The 15065-nt window shown below is 72.5% G+C and carries 16 protein-coding genes; 10 read left to right on the forward strand and 6 right to left on the reverse strand.

Translation table 11 applies throughout. The features are described 5' to 3' along the window. Window positions 1-95: 95 nt before the first annotated feature. The 3 genes from OO54_RS32960 to OO54_RS32970 all read right to left on the reverse strand — a co-directional run bounded on the left by OO54_RS32960 (window position 96) and on the right by OO54_RS32970 (window position 3401). Window positions 96-767: a PH domain-containing protein gene (locus OO54_RS32960; protein ID WP_033209777.1), complete on the reverse strand. Its 672-nt coding sequence runs from the start codon at window positions 765-767 to the stop codon at window positions 96-98. Window positions 768-801: 34 nt separating this feature from the next. Further along, a complete protein-coding gene (locus tag OO54_RS32965; protein WP_033209784.1) occupies window positions 802-1443 on the reverse strand; it encodes a class F sortase in 642 nt (213 codons plus the stop codon). 248 nt (window positions 1444-1691) lie between these two features. Beyond that, window positions 1692-3401, reverse strand: coding sequence for a hypothetical protein (locus tag OO54_RS32970; protein ID WP_033209786.1), 1710 nt, complete (start codon window positions 3399-3401; stop codon window positions 1692-1694). A gap of 250 nt (window positions 3402-3651) precedes the next feature. Between OO54_RS32970 and deoC the strand changes: the two genes are divergently transcribed. From deoC to OO54_RS32990, 4 genes are all read left to right on the forward strand, one after another. Beyond that, on the forward strand, window positions 3652-4611 hold the full coding sequence (gene deoC / locus OO54_RS32975) for a deoxyribose-phosphate aldolase (RefSeq protein ID WP_033209912.1): 960 nt from the start codon (window positions 3652-3654) through the stop codon (window positions 4609-4611). Window positions 4612-4616: 5 nt separating this feature from the next. Further along, window positions 4617-6053, forward strand: coding sequence for an aldehyde dehydrogenase family protein (locus OO54_RS32980; RefSeq protein WP_033209789.1), 1437 nt, complete (start codon window positions 4617-4619; stop codon window positions 6051-6053). Further along, window positions 6046-6942 carry an aldehyde dehydrogenase family protein gene (locus OO54_RS32985; RefSeq protein WP_033209791.1) on the forward strand — a complete coding sequence of 299 codons (897 nt, stop codon included), beginning with the start codon at window positions 6046-6048 and terminating at the stop codon, window positions 6940-6942. The genes OO54_RS32980 and OO54_RS32985 overlap by 8 nt, the downstream gene beginning before the upstream one ends. 85 nt (window positions 6943-7027) lie before the next feature. Beyond that, window positions 7028-8446 (forward strand): TerD family protein, encoded by a 1419-nt coding sequence (locus OO54_RS32990; RefSeq protein WP_033209793.1) that lies wholly within the window; start codon window positions 7028-7030, stop codon window positions 8444-8446. Window positions 8447-8471: 25 nt separating this feature from the next. On the opposite strand, the gene OO54_RS32995 is transcribed toward OO54_RS32990, so the two are convergent. Further along, window positions 8472-8870, reverse strand: a complete 399-nt coding sequence (locus OO54_RS32995) for a hypothetical protein (RefSeq protein WP_033209794.1) — start codon at window positions 8868-8870, stop codon at window positions 8472-8474. Window positions 8871-8922: 52 nt separating this feature from the next. On the opposite strand from OO54_RS32995, the gene OO54_RS33000 reads away from it, so the two are divergent. Continuing rightward, window positions 8923-9618: a uridine kinase family protein gene (locus OO54_RS33000; RefSeq protein ID WP_078905468.1), complete on the forward strand. Its 696-nt coding sequence runs from the start codon at window positions 8923-8925 to the stop codon at window positions 9616-9618. A gap of 168 nt (window positions 9619-9786) precedes the next feature. Here OO54_RS33000 and OO54_RS33005 read toward each other — a convergent pair whose 3' ends face one another. Next, window positions 9787-10512 carry a SigE family RNA polymerase sigma factor gene (locus OO54_RS33005; RefSeq protein ID WP_063738354.1) on the reverse strand — a complete coding sequence of 242 codons (726 nt, stop codon included), beginning with the start codon at window positions 10510-10512 and terminating at the stop codon, window positions 9787-9789. Window positions 10513-10681: 169 nt separating this feature from the next. Between OO54_RS33005 and afsQ1 the strand changes: the two genes are divergently transcribed. The 5 genes from afsQ1 to OO54_RS33030 all read left to right on the forward strand — a co-directional run bounded on the left by afsQ1 (window position 10682) and on the right by OO54_RS33030 (window position 14518). Then, window positions 10682-11359 (forward strand): two-component system response regulator AfsQ1, encoded by a 678-nt coding sequence (gene afsQ1, locus OO54_RS33010; RefSeq protein WP_017239746.1) that lies wholly within the window; start codon window positions 10682-10684, stop codon window positions 11357-11359. Then, window positions 11356-12888, forward strand: a complete 1533-nt coding sequence (locus OO54_RS33015) for a sensor histidine kinase (protein ID WP_033209806.1) — start codon at window positions 11356-11358, stop codon at window positions 12886-12888. Before afsQ1 ends, OO54_RS33015 begins: the two co-directional genes overlap by 4 nt. Further along, window positions 12885-13514 carry a hypothetical protein gene (locus tag OO54_RS33020; protein WP_033209807.1) on the forward strand — a complete coding sequence of 210 codons (630 nt, stop codon included), beginning with the start codon at window positions 12885-12887 and terminating at the stop codon, window positions 13512-13514. The genes OO54_RS33015 and OO54_RS33020 overlap by 4 nt, the downstream gene beginning before the upstream one ends. A gap of 122 nt (window positions 13515-13636) precedes the next feature. Beyond that, window positions 13637-14227: a VanZ family protein gene (locus OO54_RS33025; RefSeq protein ID WP_033209809.1), complete on the forward strand. Its 591-nt coding sequence runs from the start codon at window positions 13637-13639 to the stop codon at window positions 14225-14227. 90 nt (window positions 14228-14317) lie between these two features. Continuing rightward, on the forward strand, window positions 14318-14518 hold the full coding sequence (locus OO54_RS33030; RefSeq protein WP_017239742.1) for a PspC domain-containing protein: 201 nt from the start codon (window positions 14318-14320) through the stop codon (window positions 14516-14518). An 85-nt stretch (window positions 14519-14603) separates the two neighbouring features. Here the strand turns inward: OO54_RS33030 and OO54_RS33035 are convergent, their stop codons facing one another. Next, a complete protein-coding gene (locus tag OO54_RS33035; protein WP_033209811.1) occupies window positions 14604-14975 on the reverse strand; it encodes a hypothetical protein in 372 nt (123 codons plus the stop codon). Between the last annotated feature and the right edge of the window lie 90 nt (window positions 14976-15065).

A 15065-nucleotide genomic window follows, 5' to 3' on the forward strand; every position in this document is an offset into this window, starting at 1 on the left:
AGCACGGCCCACTGCTCGTCAGAAAGATCCCCTCGCCCCACACCGCGATCATCACGGCACAGGGCGAGCGGCGAAACCTACTTCCAAAACACGCCCTAGCCGACCGCGAGCAGGATCGCGAGCAGGACGAGTCCGGCCACGGAGGGGCCGATGATCTCGTACGCCCAGCGCACCTGCGGCTCGCCCTGGGCGCCCGGGCTCGCGGCGCGGGCCTCGGCGAGTTCGCGGAGGTCGGCGACGGTCTGGTCGCCGGCCGCCATCCGGGAGGCGGAGTCGCGCACGTCGGCGGTGACGGAGGTGCGGCCGTGCGGGTCGTCCTGGGAGGCGCGGGCGGCGCGACGGGCCGCCCGCTTCCGCTGGCGCAGCGAGATGGGGACGGCCCACAGCTGGTACTTGGCGCCGTCCTGGGTGAAGACCTCGCTGGAGTAGCCGGCGCGGACGTCGGCGACCGAGGCCCAGGGCAGCGTGATCGACCGGAAGGGGTTGCGGATCCGGAGCCGGTCCTCGTTGGCGTACACCGCGGGGCGGATCGTGAAGGCGACGATCAGCGGGACGGCGAGGACGAGGCACGCGAGCGCGACCCACGGGGTCCCGCCCTCGCCGCGGATCACCGCGTCGACTCCGAACATGCCCGCGAGGAGCAGCAGGAACACCCCGCTCGCGATCCCGAGGGGCGACCGGAAGACACGGTCGGCGGGCGGCTGTGCGGGGGTCGACTCGCGGCTGGGCTCGTGACTCGGCTCGGGGGTCGGCTCGGGGGTCGTCATGCCGCCGATTGTGCCTCAGCGGGGCGCCGGCGGCTCAGGCGGCCCGCGTGGCCACCAGATCCGCGTACAGGATGATGTTGTCGGGGCGGTGGCCGTCGACCAGTTCGCCGCCGCAGGTGACGATCCGCAGCTCAGGGCGCTTGGTGTCCCCGTAGACCCTGGCGGTCGGGAAGGCGTCCTTGTCGACCTGCTCCAGTTCCCTGACCCGGAACACCGCGGCCTTTCCGTCGGCACGCTCCACGGTGATCTCGTCGCCGACCCGGACGCGCGCGACGTCCTTCAGGACGGCGGGGCCGCGGGCCGTGTCGAAGTGCCCGATGAGCACGGCGGGCCCGGTCTCCCCGGGCGTCACGCCCTTCTCGTACCAGCCGATGCGCTCCGCCTGCTCCACCGACGGCACCTGCACGGACCCGTCGGCGTTCAGCCCCAGGCGGAGGACGGACCCGCCGGCCCCGGTGTCGACCCCGGCCGCGGGCACCCGCACCCGCACGGGCAGAGAACGGCCCAGCGGACGGACGGGCGCGACGCTCGCGGCCGGCACGGGCGCGGTGGCCTCGACGACGTGCGCGGGCGGGGTGGCGGTGGTCCCGCCGCCCGCCGAACAGCCGGTGAGGGCGGCGAGCGCGGCCACGAGGACGACGGAGGCGGTACGGGTACGGGCGGGGCGGCGGTTCACGGGACGGCTCCGGACGCGGTGCGACCGGTCGCCGCGTGGGGCGCGGCGACCGGTCAGGGGTGGGTGCTCCTGGCTCGGGTCAGGGTCGAGGAGCGGTGGTCGGGGTGCGGGGCGGGCCGATCAGAGCGGCGGCGCCCCCGGGCGCGATCCGGAAGGGCGTCGGGCCTGTTCCGGATCCGCGCGGGAGAGGGCCGGGGCGCGGTCCGGAGGGCGTGACGCCTTCCTCCGGATCACGCCCGGCGGGCGGTTCAGCCGCGGGAACCGACGCGGCGGCGCAGGACGACGAAGCCGAGGCCCGCGGCGGCGAGGGAGGCCGCTCCCGCGCCGGCGGCGACGAGCGCGGTGGAGTCGCCCCCGGTGCCGAGCTCGGCACCGGCCGCGACGCCGCCCTGCGGGATGACGGAGGTCTGGCCGGCGTTGTTGGCGGTGACGCCCGTGTTGCCGGTGGTGCCCTGCCCGGAGGTGGCGCCCTTGACCGGGTTGAGCGCGCAGCCCTTCGGCAGCTTCGGGAAGGCGTGCGAGCCGCCCTTGCTGCCGACGCCGCCCTCGACCTTGGTGTACAGCGACGGCGTGGCGCTGAACGGGTTGTCGATGCGGGCGACGATGCCGGCGCTCTGCGGCAGCGACGGGTGGTTGCGGTCGAGCGTCGCGAAGACCTTTCCGCTGCCGATGTCCTGGAGCTCGGCCTTCGGCCCGTTCGGGCTCATGGTCAGCTCGGCCTCGGAGCCGGCGCCGATGCCGACGGTGGTGACGACGGTGCACTGCTCGTCGCGGGTGACCGGCTTCGGGGCGGCCTGCTTGGCCGAGCCGTGGATGTAGGCGGCGAACCCGCCGTCTTGCTCCAGGACGACGGTGGCGTTGTTGAAGCCGAAGACCTGGCGGGGCTCGGTCAGGTAGGTGAAGCCGGTGCCGTGGGTGCCCCAGCGCAGCTGCTGGATGCCGTAGCGGCCGTTCTTCTTGGCGATCTCCAGCGTGGTGCCGTCGGCGAGCTTGTACACGCCGGGCTTGGCGCCCGGGAGGTAGTTGCCGGTCCAGTTGTCGGTGGTGCCGTCCGCGTGGAGGACGAAGAAGGTGCCGTTGTCGTTGCCGGCGACCGATCGGTGGTCGGCGTCGAACGTGTCGGTCTGCCGGCCCTCGTAGGAGACCTCGGCGCGGTGGTGGGACTCGCCGGCCTTGAAGATCTTGGCCTCGTAGCCCCGCAGCAGCTTCTCGGTGCGGACGTAGCCGGCCGCCTCGATCGGCTGCGGGGCGGCCTGCTTGGCGGAGCCGGGGACGTAGGCGGAGAACTGGCCGTCCTGCTCCAGGACGACGACGGCCTTGCCGAAGTTCCAGACGACGCGCACGCCGTTCACGTAGGTGTAGCCGCGGCCCTTGCCGTTCTCGATCAGCTGGAGGCCGTAGCGGCCGTCCTTCCGCGCCAGCTGGAGGACGGTGCCGTCGACGAGCCGGTAGAGGCCGGGCTTATTGGGGGCGACGTTGCCGACCCAGTCGTGGGTGGTGCCGTCCGGGTTCAGGACGAAGAAGTGGCCGTTGTCCTGGCCGGCGGCGGAACGGCCGGCGGCCTCGATGGTGCCGACGGCCTGGCCCTCCTTGTACAGGTAGGCGCGGTAGTGGAGCGCGCCCGCCTTGACGATCTTGGCGACGGTGCCGCCCCGCAGGACCTCGTCGCGGACGAAGGTCTCGCCCGGCTTGGCCTTCCAGTTCTCGATCCAGCCGTCACCGGTGCGGGCGGGCGTCGTGTTCTGGGCGGCGGCCGGGGCGGCGGGCTTGACCGGCGTGGACGCGGTCTCGGTCTCGGTGGAAGCAGTCGGGGCCTGGGCGGCGGGGGCGGCCTGGCCGGCCTGGACGGCGACGGGGCCGTCGGCGGCGAAGGCGGCGCCCGCGGTGAGGGCGGGGGTGCCGACCGCGACGCCCGCGACGAGGGCGGTGGCGATGGCGGTGCGAAGGGCGGTGCGCATAACGACTCCTGTGATTCAGGTAGGTGGCTGGGGTGAGTCGCATGCCGCTTTTTCTCTTCCGACTGTTTCCGGTGAGGTCCGGCTGGCTGCTGACAAGAATCTATTGATCTTGTATGGGGGAGCGGTCCGCTCCACGTCACGGGCGTGTGACAGGAGTCACCACGCCGTCGGACCCCCTGTGACCTCGCGCTCCCCGAAGCAGTCCCCCTGTACAGGTCGCTACGCGCGTAGATATGCTCGACTGGTGACCATGCCCACCACTGCATCCGCAGCATCCGCATTCGCCGACGTGACCGCGTCCGACGGTGCGCTGCGCCGCTTCCTCCACGGGCTGCCCGGCGTCGACGCCGTCGGCCTGGAGGCGCGCGCCGCGTCCCTCGGCACCCGCTCGATCAAGACCACGGCCAAGGCTTACGCCATCGACCTGGCCATTTCCATGATCGACTTGACGACGCTCGAAGGCGCGGACACCCCGGGCAAGGTCCGGGCGCTCGCCGCCAAGGCCGTCAACCCCGATCCGACCGACCGCACGACCCCGACGACCGCCGCCGTCTGCGTCTACCCGGACATGGTGGCCACCGCCAAGGCCGCCGTCGCGGGCACCGGCGTCAAGGTCGCCTCGGTCGCCACCGCGTTCCCCGCCGGGCGCGCCGCGCTCCCCGTGAAGCTCGCCGACACGGCCGACGCGATCGCCGCCGGCGCCGACGAGATCGACATGGTCATCGACCGTGGCGCCTTCCTCGCCGGCCACTATCTGAAGGTCTACGAGCAGATCGCCGCGATCAAGGCGGAGTGCGGCGACCGCGCGCGCCTCAAGGTGATCTTCGAGACCGGCGAGCTGTCCACGTACGACAACATCCGCCGCGCCTCCTGGCTCGGCATGATGGCCGGCGCGGACTTCATCAAGACCTCGACCGGCAAGGTCGCGGTCAACGCCACCCCCGCCAACACCCTCCTCATGCTGGAGGCCGTGCGCGACTTCCGCGCCCAGACCGGCGTGCAGATCGGTGTGAAGCCGGCCGGCGGCATCCGCAACACCAAGGAAGCGATCAAGTTCCTGGTGCTCGTCAACGAGACCGTGGGCGAGGAGTGGCTGGACAACCACTGGTTCCGCTTCGGCGCTTCCAGCCTGCTCAACGACCTGCTGATGCAGCGCCAGAAGCTGGCGACCGGCCGTTACTCCGGCCCCGATTACGTGACGGTGGACTGATCAACATGGCATCTGCATTCGAGTACGCACCGGCGCCCGAGTCCCGGTCCGTCGTCGACATCGCCCCCTCGTACGGCCTCTTCATCGACGGCGAGTTCGTCGAGGCGGCCGACGGCAAGGTCTTCAAGACCGTCTCCCCCTCCTCCGAGGAGGTCCTCTCCGAGATCGCCCAGGCGGGCGCCGAGGACGTGGACCGCGCGGTGAAGGCGGCCCGCAAGGCGTTCGAGAAGTGGTCGGCGCTGCCCGGCTCCGAGCGCGCCAAGTACCTCTTCCGGATCGCCCGGATCATCCAGGAGCGCAGCCGCGAGCTGGCCGTCCTGGAGACCCTGGACAACGGCAAGCCGATCAAGGAGACCCGCGACGCGGACCTCCCCCTGGTCGCCGCGCACTTCTTCTACTACGCGGGCTGGGCCGACAAGCTCGACCACGCGGGCTACGGCGCGAACCCCCGCCCGCTGGGCGTGGCCGGCCAGGTCATCCCGTGGAACTTCCCGCTGCTCATGCTGGCGTGGAAGATCGCCCCGGCGCTGGCGACCGGCAACACGGTCGTCCTGAAGCCGGCCGAGACGACCCCGCTCTCCGCCCTGTTCTTCGCGGACATCTGCCGCCAGGCCGGGCTGCCGAAGGGCGTCGTCAACATCCTTCCCGGATACGGGGAGACGGGCGCCGCGCTGGTCGCGCACCCGGACGTCAACAAGGTCGCCTTCACCGGTTCGACCGCGGTCGGCAAGGCCATCGCGCGTTCCGTCGCGGGCACCGACAAGAAGGTGACCCTGGAGCTGGGCGGCAAGGGCGCCAACATCGTCTTCGACGACGCCCCGATCGACCAGGCCGTCGAGGGCATCGTCAACGGCATCTTCTTCAACCAGGGGCAGGTCTGCTGCGCCGGCTCGCGCCTCCTGGTGCAGGAGTCGATCCAGGACGAGCTGCTCGACTCGCTCAAGCGCCGCCTGAACACGCTGCGCCTCGGCGACCCGCTCGACAAGAACACCGACATCGGCGCCATCAACTCCTCGGAGCAGCTGGCCCGCATCACCTCGCTGGTGGAGCAGGGCGAGGCGGAGGGCGCCGAGCGCTGGACCGCCTCCTGCGAGATCCCGTCGGCCGGTTACTGGTTCGCCCCGACGCTCTTCACGAACGTCACGCAGGCGCACCGGATCGCCCGCGACGAGATCTTCGGCCCGGTCCTGTCGGTGCTGTCCTTCCGCACCCCCGACGAGGCCGTCGCGAAGGCCAACAACAGCCAGTACGGCCTGTCCGCCGGCATCTGGACGGAGAAGGGCTCGCGCATCCTGGCCGTCGCGTCCAAGCTCCGGGCCGGTGTCGTCTGGGCCAACACGTTCAACAAGTTCGACCCGACCTCGCCGTTCGGCGGCTACAAGGAGTCGGGCTTCGGCCGCGAGGGCGGCCGTCACGGTCTGGAGGCCTACCTCGATGTCTGAGTCGGCGACGCGGCTGAGCGTCTTCAAGACCTACAAGCTGTACGTCGGGGGCAAGTTCCCCCGCTCCGAGAGCGGCCGGGTGTACGAGGTGACGGACTCGAAGGGCAAGTGGCTGGCGAACGCGCCGCTCTCCTCCCGCAAGGACGCCCGTGACGCGGTCGTCGCCGCCCGCAAGGCCTTCGGCGGCTGGGCGGGCGCGACCGCGTACAACCGCGGCCAGATCCTCTACCGCGTCGCGGAGATGCTGGAGGGCCGCAAGGGTCAGTTCGTGCACGAGGTCGCGGACGCGGAGGGCCTGTCGAAGTCGAAGGCGGCCGCGGTCGTCGACGCGGCGATCGACCGCTGGGTCTGGTACGCGGGCTGGACCGACAAGATCGCCCAGGTCGTCGGCGGCGCCAACCCGGTCGCCGGCCCGTACTTCAACCTCTCCTCGCCCGAGCCGACCGGTGTCGTCACGGTCGTGGCGCCGCAGGACTCGTCCTTCCTGGGCCTGGTCTCGGTGATCGCCCCGGTGATCGCGACGGGCAACACGGCGGTGGTCATCGCCAGCGAGAAGTCCCCGCTGCCGGCCCTCTCCCTGGGCGAGGTCCTGGCCACCTCCGACCTCCCGGGCGGCGTGGTCAACATCCTCTCCGGCAAGGCGGCCGAGATGGGCCCGCACCTCGCGGCCCACCAGGACGTCAACGCGATCGACCTGACGGGCGCGACCGAGGGCGACCTCGCGCGCGAGCTGGAGATCGCGGCGGCGGACAACCTCAAGCGCGTGCTGCGCCCCCGCCCCGAGGACTTCAACGAGTCCCCCGGCACGGACCGCATGACCGCCTTCCTGGAGACCAAGACGGTCTGGCACCCCACGGGTTCGCTGGGCGCGAGCGGCTCCTCGTACTAGTCGGATCAGTTCCCCTCGCAAGGCCCCCGGGTGTCCGCACCCGGGGGCCTTGCGCATGTCCCCCCGTCGCGCGCAAGATCCGGACATGCTGAGGGGATTGATCAAGGGAGACAACACCTTCGTCCCGACGGCGGCGCTGCGCGTCGCCGTCCGGAGCGGCGTGGACGTGGCGGCGCTGCTCGTGACGGAGCGGGGCAGGGTCCGGGGGGACTCCGACATCGTGTTCGACGGCGCTCCGGCACACCCGTCGGGCGCGGTGCGGCTCACCGGGGCCGAGGACGGCACGGTGTGGCTCGACGCCGACCTCACGGGCGCGGAGGAGGCCGTCACCCGCGTCCTCCTCGTCGTGTCGACGGAGGAGGGCGCTCTGCGCGACGCCCACGGGCTCTCCGTGGAGGTCTTCGGGCCCGACGGGGCGACCGTCGTGGCGTACGAGGTGACCGACGCGGGCGACGAGACGGCGATGGTCCTCGCGGAGCTGTACCGCCGGTCGGGCGGCTGGAAGTTCCGGGCGGTCGGCCAAGGGTACGTCGACGGGCTGACCGGCCTGGCGGTGGACCACGGGGTGGACGTGAGCGAGGAACCGCGCGAGACACCGGCCCGGGCTCCGGTCGCGGAACCGGCCCAGGCACCGGCCCAGATTCGGCGCCCGACGCGGGATGAGCTCCTGGACATGACCCCGGACCAGATCCGGGCCCTGCGCGAGGAGCTGACCCGGGCGCAGACGTCGGCCACGGAGGCCACCCAGGACCCTGCCCGGGCCCAGGCGCCCCTGACGGCCTCTCCCCCGCCCGTTCCGCGGCCCGACCCGTCGGTCTGGACGTACGGGCCCGTCTTCGAGCAGCGCACCGTCACCGGCCGGCACAGCGACGTGATCACCGTGAAGGATCTGCCACCCGGCCCTGTCATGGTGGAAGTGACGCTGGAGGGCGACGGACACCAGGCCATGTGGCCCCTCGACGCGTCCAACACCAAGGGGCGTTACCTCATCAACCACGGCGAGAAGGGTTTCCGGGGCCGGATGCTCACCACCGTCCCCGCCAACGGGACTCTGCGCCTGCAGCTGCAGGCGAGCGACTCCTGGCAGGTGCGAGTCCTGCCGCTGGCGGAGGCCCGGCGTCTGACGGAGGACACCCTGGAGTGCGAGGGCCCCGAGCTCCTGCTCCACACCGGCGGGATCGCCGACGCCACCTTCCGCTACCGCGGCAAGAGCAATTTCGTCGTCTTCCTGTACCGCCTGGCGGGGCACACGGACTCCACCACGCTGCCGAAGCACGGAACCGCCGCCATCAACGAGATCGGCGCACGCCGGGACACCGTGCCGCTGCCCGAGGGCCCGGTCCTCGTCCAGGTGTCCATGGCGGAAGGCCCCTGGAGCGTGCGACTGAAGGACGTACAGCCGCACGGCAGCGGCCGGGACGGCGACAGCCCGGTGAAGCTGCCCGCGCCGGGCCTGCCCGAGCCCCGCAGGGCACTGGGCTGGCTGCGCCGGGCGAGGCACTGAACGGACAGGGCCGGCAAGACACCCCCTACGGAAGCAGCGACTGCGTCAGCGGACCGGCCACCGGCAGATCGGCCAGTGCCCCGCCCTTCGTGAGGTGGCCGGTGACCAGATCGGTGCCGACCGGCTTGAAGTCGGCGACCTGGGTGCCGAGCCCGTTGTCGAGCGGGTCGACACCGGTGTTGGCCAGCGGGTCGAGCTGGAGGCGGGTGAGCGGCCCCAGGCCGTGGGTGACGCCGGCCAGCGCGCCCTCCCCGGCCGCGGCGGCGTCCGTCCTGGTGAGCGAGTCGACGGGCAGCGGCACCGGGGTGGCGGCCTGGGCCGCCGCGCCCGCACCGACCAGGGCGGCGCCCGCCGCCGTGACGGTGAGGCCGGCCTTGAGCAGGGCGCTGCGACGGGAGGTGCGGGGTTCTGCGTGACGCGCCATCATGATCCTTCCAAGGGGTGACCGGGCGGCCACCGACAGTAGTCGAGGTGTGATGCTCGATACCAACGGCCTTCCTCGGGGGTCCCCTGCACGGGGGAATGCTTCACACTGGTGTCCCGTGAGTTCCCAACCGATCCCGACCCGTGTCGTCCTGCTCGCGGGCCCCTCCGGCTCCGGCAAGTCGTCCCTCGCCGCCGTCACCGGCCTTCCGGTCCTGCGCCTCGACGACTTCTACAAGGAGGCGGACGATCCGACGCTCCCGCTCGTCGACGGCAGCGCGGACATCGACTGGGACTCCCCGCGGTCCTGGGACGCCGACGCGGCCGTCGCCGCCATCGTCGAACTGTGCCGCACCGGACGGACCGACGTCCCCGTGTACGACCTCTCGACCAGCTCCCGCGTCGGCCGCGAGCGGCTCGACATCGAGCGGACCCCGCTCTTCGTGGCCGAGGGCATCTTCGCGGCCGAGATCGTCTCCCGCTGCCGCGAGCTCGACGTCCTCGCCGACGCGCTCTGCCTGCGCGGCCGGCCCTCGACCACCTTCCGCCGCCGCCTCGCCCGCGACCTCCGCGAGGGCCGCAAGTCCGTGCCCTTCCTGCTCCGCCGCGGCTGGCGCCTGATGCGCGCCGAGCGCGCCATCGTCGCCCGCCAGGCCTCCCTCGGCGCCCACCCCTGCGCCAAGCCCGAGGCCCTCGGCCGCCTCGCCGCCGCCGCGGCCGGCCGCCACCGCACTCCGGCGGCGAGCTGACACACTCCGGGCGCCCCGGCGCCACGCACGAAGCGGGCCGTACGAGACCCCCCGGACTCGTACGACCCGCTTCGCTTTCCCCCGCACCCCCGTACGGTCCCCCCGTGTTTTCCCCGTATCCCGAAAGCCCCGTTCCCCCGTGGCTCCCGGGGGTCGTCCCCCCTGCCTTCAGGCCACCAGCTCGCCGAAGGACTCCTCCTCGTCACGGCCGAAGCTGAGGACCTCGTCCTCGCGCAGCCGGCGCAGCGAGCGCCAGATGCTCGACTTGACCGTGCCGACACTGATGTCGAGGATCTCCGCGATCTCGGGATCGGTGCGGCCCTCGTAGTAGCGCAGCACCAGCATGGTGCGCTGGAGTTCGGGCAGCCGGGCGAGCGCCTGCCACAGGACGGCGCGCAGCTCGGTGCCGCGCATCGCGTCCGTCTCGCCGACCGTCTCCGGCAGCTCCTCGGTGGGGTACTCGTTGAGCTTGCGCCGGCGCCAGGCGCTGATGTGCAGGTTCGTCATGGTGCGACGGAGGTATCCGCCGACGGCGGCCTTGTCGCTGATCCGGTCCCAGGCGCGGTACGTGGAGAACAGCGCGCTCTGGAGCAGGTCCTCGGCCTCGAAACGGTCACCGGTGAGGTGGTAGGCGGTGGCGTACAGGGAGGCACGACGCTCCTGCACGTAAGCCGTGAACTCGGCTTCCGAGCAGCTCGTGCGCTCCCCCGTGACCTCCCCGTACGCCGCTCCCCCGTCAGCGACGGCGACCATGTAAGGCGCCTTGCGCTGACGCCCGACGCTGCGAACGCACCCCCGCCCGTTCGTGACAGCGCCGGACTTCTCGGTGCTCCGAACGACGTCGTGGAGACGCGTGACAACTGCGCTTGAGGTGGTGCCGTGCAGTGCGTTCATCTTGCGCCCCCCGTCGGTTGGAGTGTGTTTCGGTCCGTGTGCCAAGAAGCTTGCCCTCGGGACTTCATGGCGTTGTCCGCCGACTGTCACAGCCGTGTCACAGGGGACGGGACAGAAGCGAGTCGGCGAGCGGTCGAACTCGGACGGCCCAATGCGACAGAATGACGGCGTGCCTTTTCTGTTGCTGATCGAGGACGACGACGCCATCCGCACGGCCCTCGAACTCTCCCTGTCCCGGCAGGGCCACCGGGTGGCCACCGCCGCGACGGGCGAGGACGGCCTCCAGCTGCTGCGCGAGCAGCGGCCGGACCTGGTCGTGCTCGACGTCATGCTGCCCGGCATCGACGGCTTCGAGGTCTGTCGGCGGATCCGCCGCACCGACCAGCTGCCGATCATCCTGCTGACCGCGCGCAGCGACGACATCGACGTGGTCGTGGGCCTGGAGTCCGGTGCCGACGACTACGTCGTGAAGCCGGTGCAGGGCCGCGTCCTGGACGCCCGCATCCGGGCCGTACTGCGGCGCGGCGAGCGGGAGTCGACGGACTCCGCGACCTACGGGTCCCTCGTGATCGACCGGTCCGCGATGACGGTCACCAAGAACGGCGAGGACCTCCAGCTCACCCCGACCGAGCTGCGGCTGCTCCTGGAGCTGAGCCGGCGGCCCGGACAGGCGCTGTCCCGGCAGCAGTTGCTGCGGCTCGTGTGGGAGCACGACTACCTGGGCGACTCCCGGCTCGTCGACGCCTGTGTGCAGCGGCTGCGCGCGAAGGTGGAGGACGTGCCGTCCTCTCCGACGCTCATCCGTACCGTGCGGGGCGTCGGCTACCGACTGGACGTTCCTGCGTGAGCAAGGGGATCCTCGCGCGGCCGCGGCTCTCCAGCCTGCGGCTGCGGCTCGTCGTCGTCTTCGCCCTGGTCGCGCTGACCGCGGCCGTCGCCGCCTCCGGCATCGCGTACTGGCTCAACCGCGAGGCCGTGCTGACGCGTACCCAGGACGGGGCGCTCAACGACTTCCGGCAGGAGATGCAGAACCGGGCGGCCACGCTGCCGCTCCGGCCCACCCAGGACGACCTGCGGCGGACCGCCGAGCAGATGGCGAGCGGCGGCGCCGCCGACTACCAGGTGCTGCTGCTCGGCGAGCGGGACGCGGGCAAGCCGATCGTCGGCGCCTCCGACCCGGACGACTTCACCCTCGCCGACGTGCCGCGCTCGCTGCGGGACGCGGTGGACACCGAACGGCCGGTGACGGAGGCCAACCCGTACAAGTACCACCTGTTCTGGCAGCGTACGGAGCGGGGCGGGACGCCGTACCTGGTCGGCGGGACGCGGATCGACGGCGGCGGGCCGGCCGGCTACATGTTCAAGTCGCTGGCCGCGGAGAAGGCCGACTTGAACTCGCTCGCCTGGTCGCTGGGGATCGCGACCGCGCTCGCGGTCGTCGGCTCGGTGCTGCTCGCGCAGGTCGCGGCGACGACCGTGCTGCGCCCGGTGCACCGCCTCGGCGAGGCGGCCCGGCAGCTCGGCGAGGGCAAGCTCGACACCCGGCTGCGGGTCAGCGGGGCGGACGAACTGGCCGATCTGTCCCGTACGTTCAACAGCGCGGCCGAGTCCCTGCAGAAGAAGGTCGCGGACATGAGCGCGCGGGAGGAGTCCAGCCGCCGTTTCGTCGCCGACATGTCGCACGAGCTGCGCACCCCGCTGACCGCCCTCACGGCCGTCACCGAGGTCCTGGAGGACGAGCAGGACACCCTGGACCCGATGATCGCGCCGGCGGTGGCGCTGGTGGTGAGCGAGACGCGGCGCCTGAACGACCTGGTGGAGAACCTGATGGAGGTGACCCGCTTCGACGCGGGCACCGCCCGGCTCGTCCTCGACGACGTGGACATCGCCGACCAGATCACCGCCTGCATCGACGCCCGGGCCTGGCTGGACGCGGTCGACCTCGACGCCGAGCGCGGGATCGTGGCGCCGCTCGACCCGCGCCGCCTCGACGTGATCCTCGCGAACCTGATCGGCAACGCTCTGAAGCACGGCGGTTCGCCGGTCCGGGTCTCCGTGCGCACGGAGGACGAGGAGCTGGTCATCGCGGTGCGCGACCACGGCCCCGGCATCCCCGAGGAGGTGCTGCCGCACGTGTTCGACCGCTTCTACAAGGCGAGCGCGTCCCGGCCGCGGTCCGAGGGCAGCGGTCTCGGCCTGTCGATCGCCATGGAGAACGCGCTGATCCACGGCGGATCGATCACGGCCTCCAACTCGGTCGGCGAGGACGGGACGGTGGACGGCGCGGTGTTCGTGCTGCGCCTGCCCCTGGACGCGTCGGGGATCACGCGCGAGGTACAGACCCGCAGCAGCCAGGGCGAGGTGGAGGAAGCGTGAGGCGCCGCACCTTCGGGCGTACGACGGGAGCGGGCGCCCTGCTCGCCGCCACGCTGACGGTGTTCGTCACCGGCTGCGGGATCAGGACCACGTCCGTGCCGGTCGACGCGGGCGCGGCCCCGTCCCGCGTCCCGTGCAGCGTGACCGACGAGAGCGCGTCGGCGACGACCGCGCAGGGCATGCCGGTCCGGGTGTACCTGGTCTGCGGCTCGCAGCTCGACCCGGTCGACCGCCGGTCGCCGCTGCCGGAGGAGAAGGCGGGCGGCGACCCCGTGCGTACGGCCACGGGGCTGCTCGCGCAGCTGCTCGCCGCGCCGTCGGACGACGAGCGGGAGGCCGGCTTCACGACCGCCGTACGCAGTCCGCTGGCGGTCACCGGCGGGCACCCCGGCGACGCGGCGGGCACCCTGCGGCTGAGCCGACAGCCGGAGGACCTGGCGCCGACCGCCCTGTCGCAGATCGTCTGCACCTTCGCGGCGAGCTCCGCGGGCGCGGGCGACCACACCGTCCTGCTCGGCGGCCCGGGCTCCTACCCGCCCAAGCGCTACCGCTGCACGACGGAACTGCGCGAACGCCCGGAGTCCACCCCCCCGACCGCCCCGATCCCGATCCCTTCCTCCAGCTGACCCCCGGCCCCGCGCCACCCGCCGTGTGGGCGCCCGTTCCGCCCTCGCGGAGCAGTCGCCCGCAACCGGGCCGGCCGACAAAGGGCGGAACCGATTCCGCTGTCAGGGGCGTCTTGGGGGGCGTGCAGCGTCAAGGTTCGGGCGGTGGTGCCGCCGTGGTCGTCCGCGTGGTGGGGTTCGTACTCCTCCTCGCGCATCTGCTGCTCGTCGCGTGGGTCAGTCTGCGCCCACGCGACGTGGCCTGGGTGACCGCGCCGAACACGATCCCACTGCACGGCCTGCGGGCCGACCTGGCGCTCGGCGCCACCGCGGCGGCCCGGCTGATCGGCGAGGGGCTGCTGCTCCTGGCCCCGCTCGGGGTACTGCTCCCGATGGCCGACGGGAGGCTCGACGTCTCCCGGTGGGCTTCCCTCGCCCGTACGACCGCCGCGGGCGCGCTGGTGTCGCTGGCCGTGGAGCTGTTGCAGACGGCCGTGCCGGGTCAGGTCGTCGACGTGGACTCGGTGCTGCTGAACACGGCGGGGGTCGCGCTCGCGCACCTGCTGTTCGTCCCGGTCGGCCGCGGCTGGCTGCGCCGCAGGGCGGAGGCGGGGCCGCGGGTCTCGCCCGGGGACGGCGGGTCCGGAGGGCCGGGTAGGGGTTCCCCCCTCCTGCGGAACGAGTCGGGTCAGGGTTCGACCCCGACGATTCCCAGGGTCCCGATCGCCCGGTAGACCGACGCTCCGACACCCCTCCCGGCGGCAGTATGGAGTCATCGGGAGCCCGACGGAGCGGCTCCCGGACCGACACCGAAGGAGCCCACCATGGCCGCTCTCATCCGCCCCCGTGACGGACGCGTGATCGGCGGAGTGTGCGCGGCGCTGGCACGGCGCTTCGGCACCTCCGCGTGGACGATGCGTCTGATCTTCCTGGTCTCGTGCCTGCTGCCCGGCCCGCAGTTCCTGCTGTACCTGGCGCTCTGGGTCTTCCTGCCCTCCGAGAAGAACGCGACCGCGGCCTGGTAGCCGCGTGACCCCTGGTCACCCGCACGCCGAAGGGGCGCGTGCCCGGATTCCCGGGTGCGCGCCCCTTCGGCGTGTGCGGCGGGTGTCAGCCGATCGGGAGGCCGGTGGCGCCCAGCGGCAGGCCGCCGAGGAGGCCGCCGAGCGGGGTGGAGCCGAGGGCGCCGGTCGCGGCACCGAGCGGAGCGTTCTGGGTGGCCTGGCCGGCGGCGGCCGGGAGGGTCTTCACCCCCTGGTCGAGGCCCTGGCCGAGGGCGCCCTGCCCGGCACCGAGGGACTCGGCGGCGCCGTCGGGGAGCTCGGTGAGGCCATCGCCCAGCGGAACGGCCTGGGTCACCGTGCCCAGCGCGTCGGCGCCGAGCGGCAGGGACGGCGCGGCGGAGGCCGTGCCGGCGGCGGAGGCGGCGAAAGCGGCACCGAGAGCGGCGACACCGAGCTTCTTGGCGGCAGACTGCTTCATCTGAAAATCTTCCTTGGGGAATCCGGGGGCTTCGAGGAAAGCCGGGAGGGGAAATCCTGGGAATGCAGAGCGACTCTGCAACCTAACCAG

This window comes from Streptomyces wedmorensis (assembly GCF_000716445.1).
GTDB classification, from domain to species: Bacteria; Actinomycetota; Actinomycetes; order Streptomycetales; family Streptomycetaceae; genus Streptomyces; species Streptomyces wedmorensis.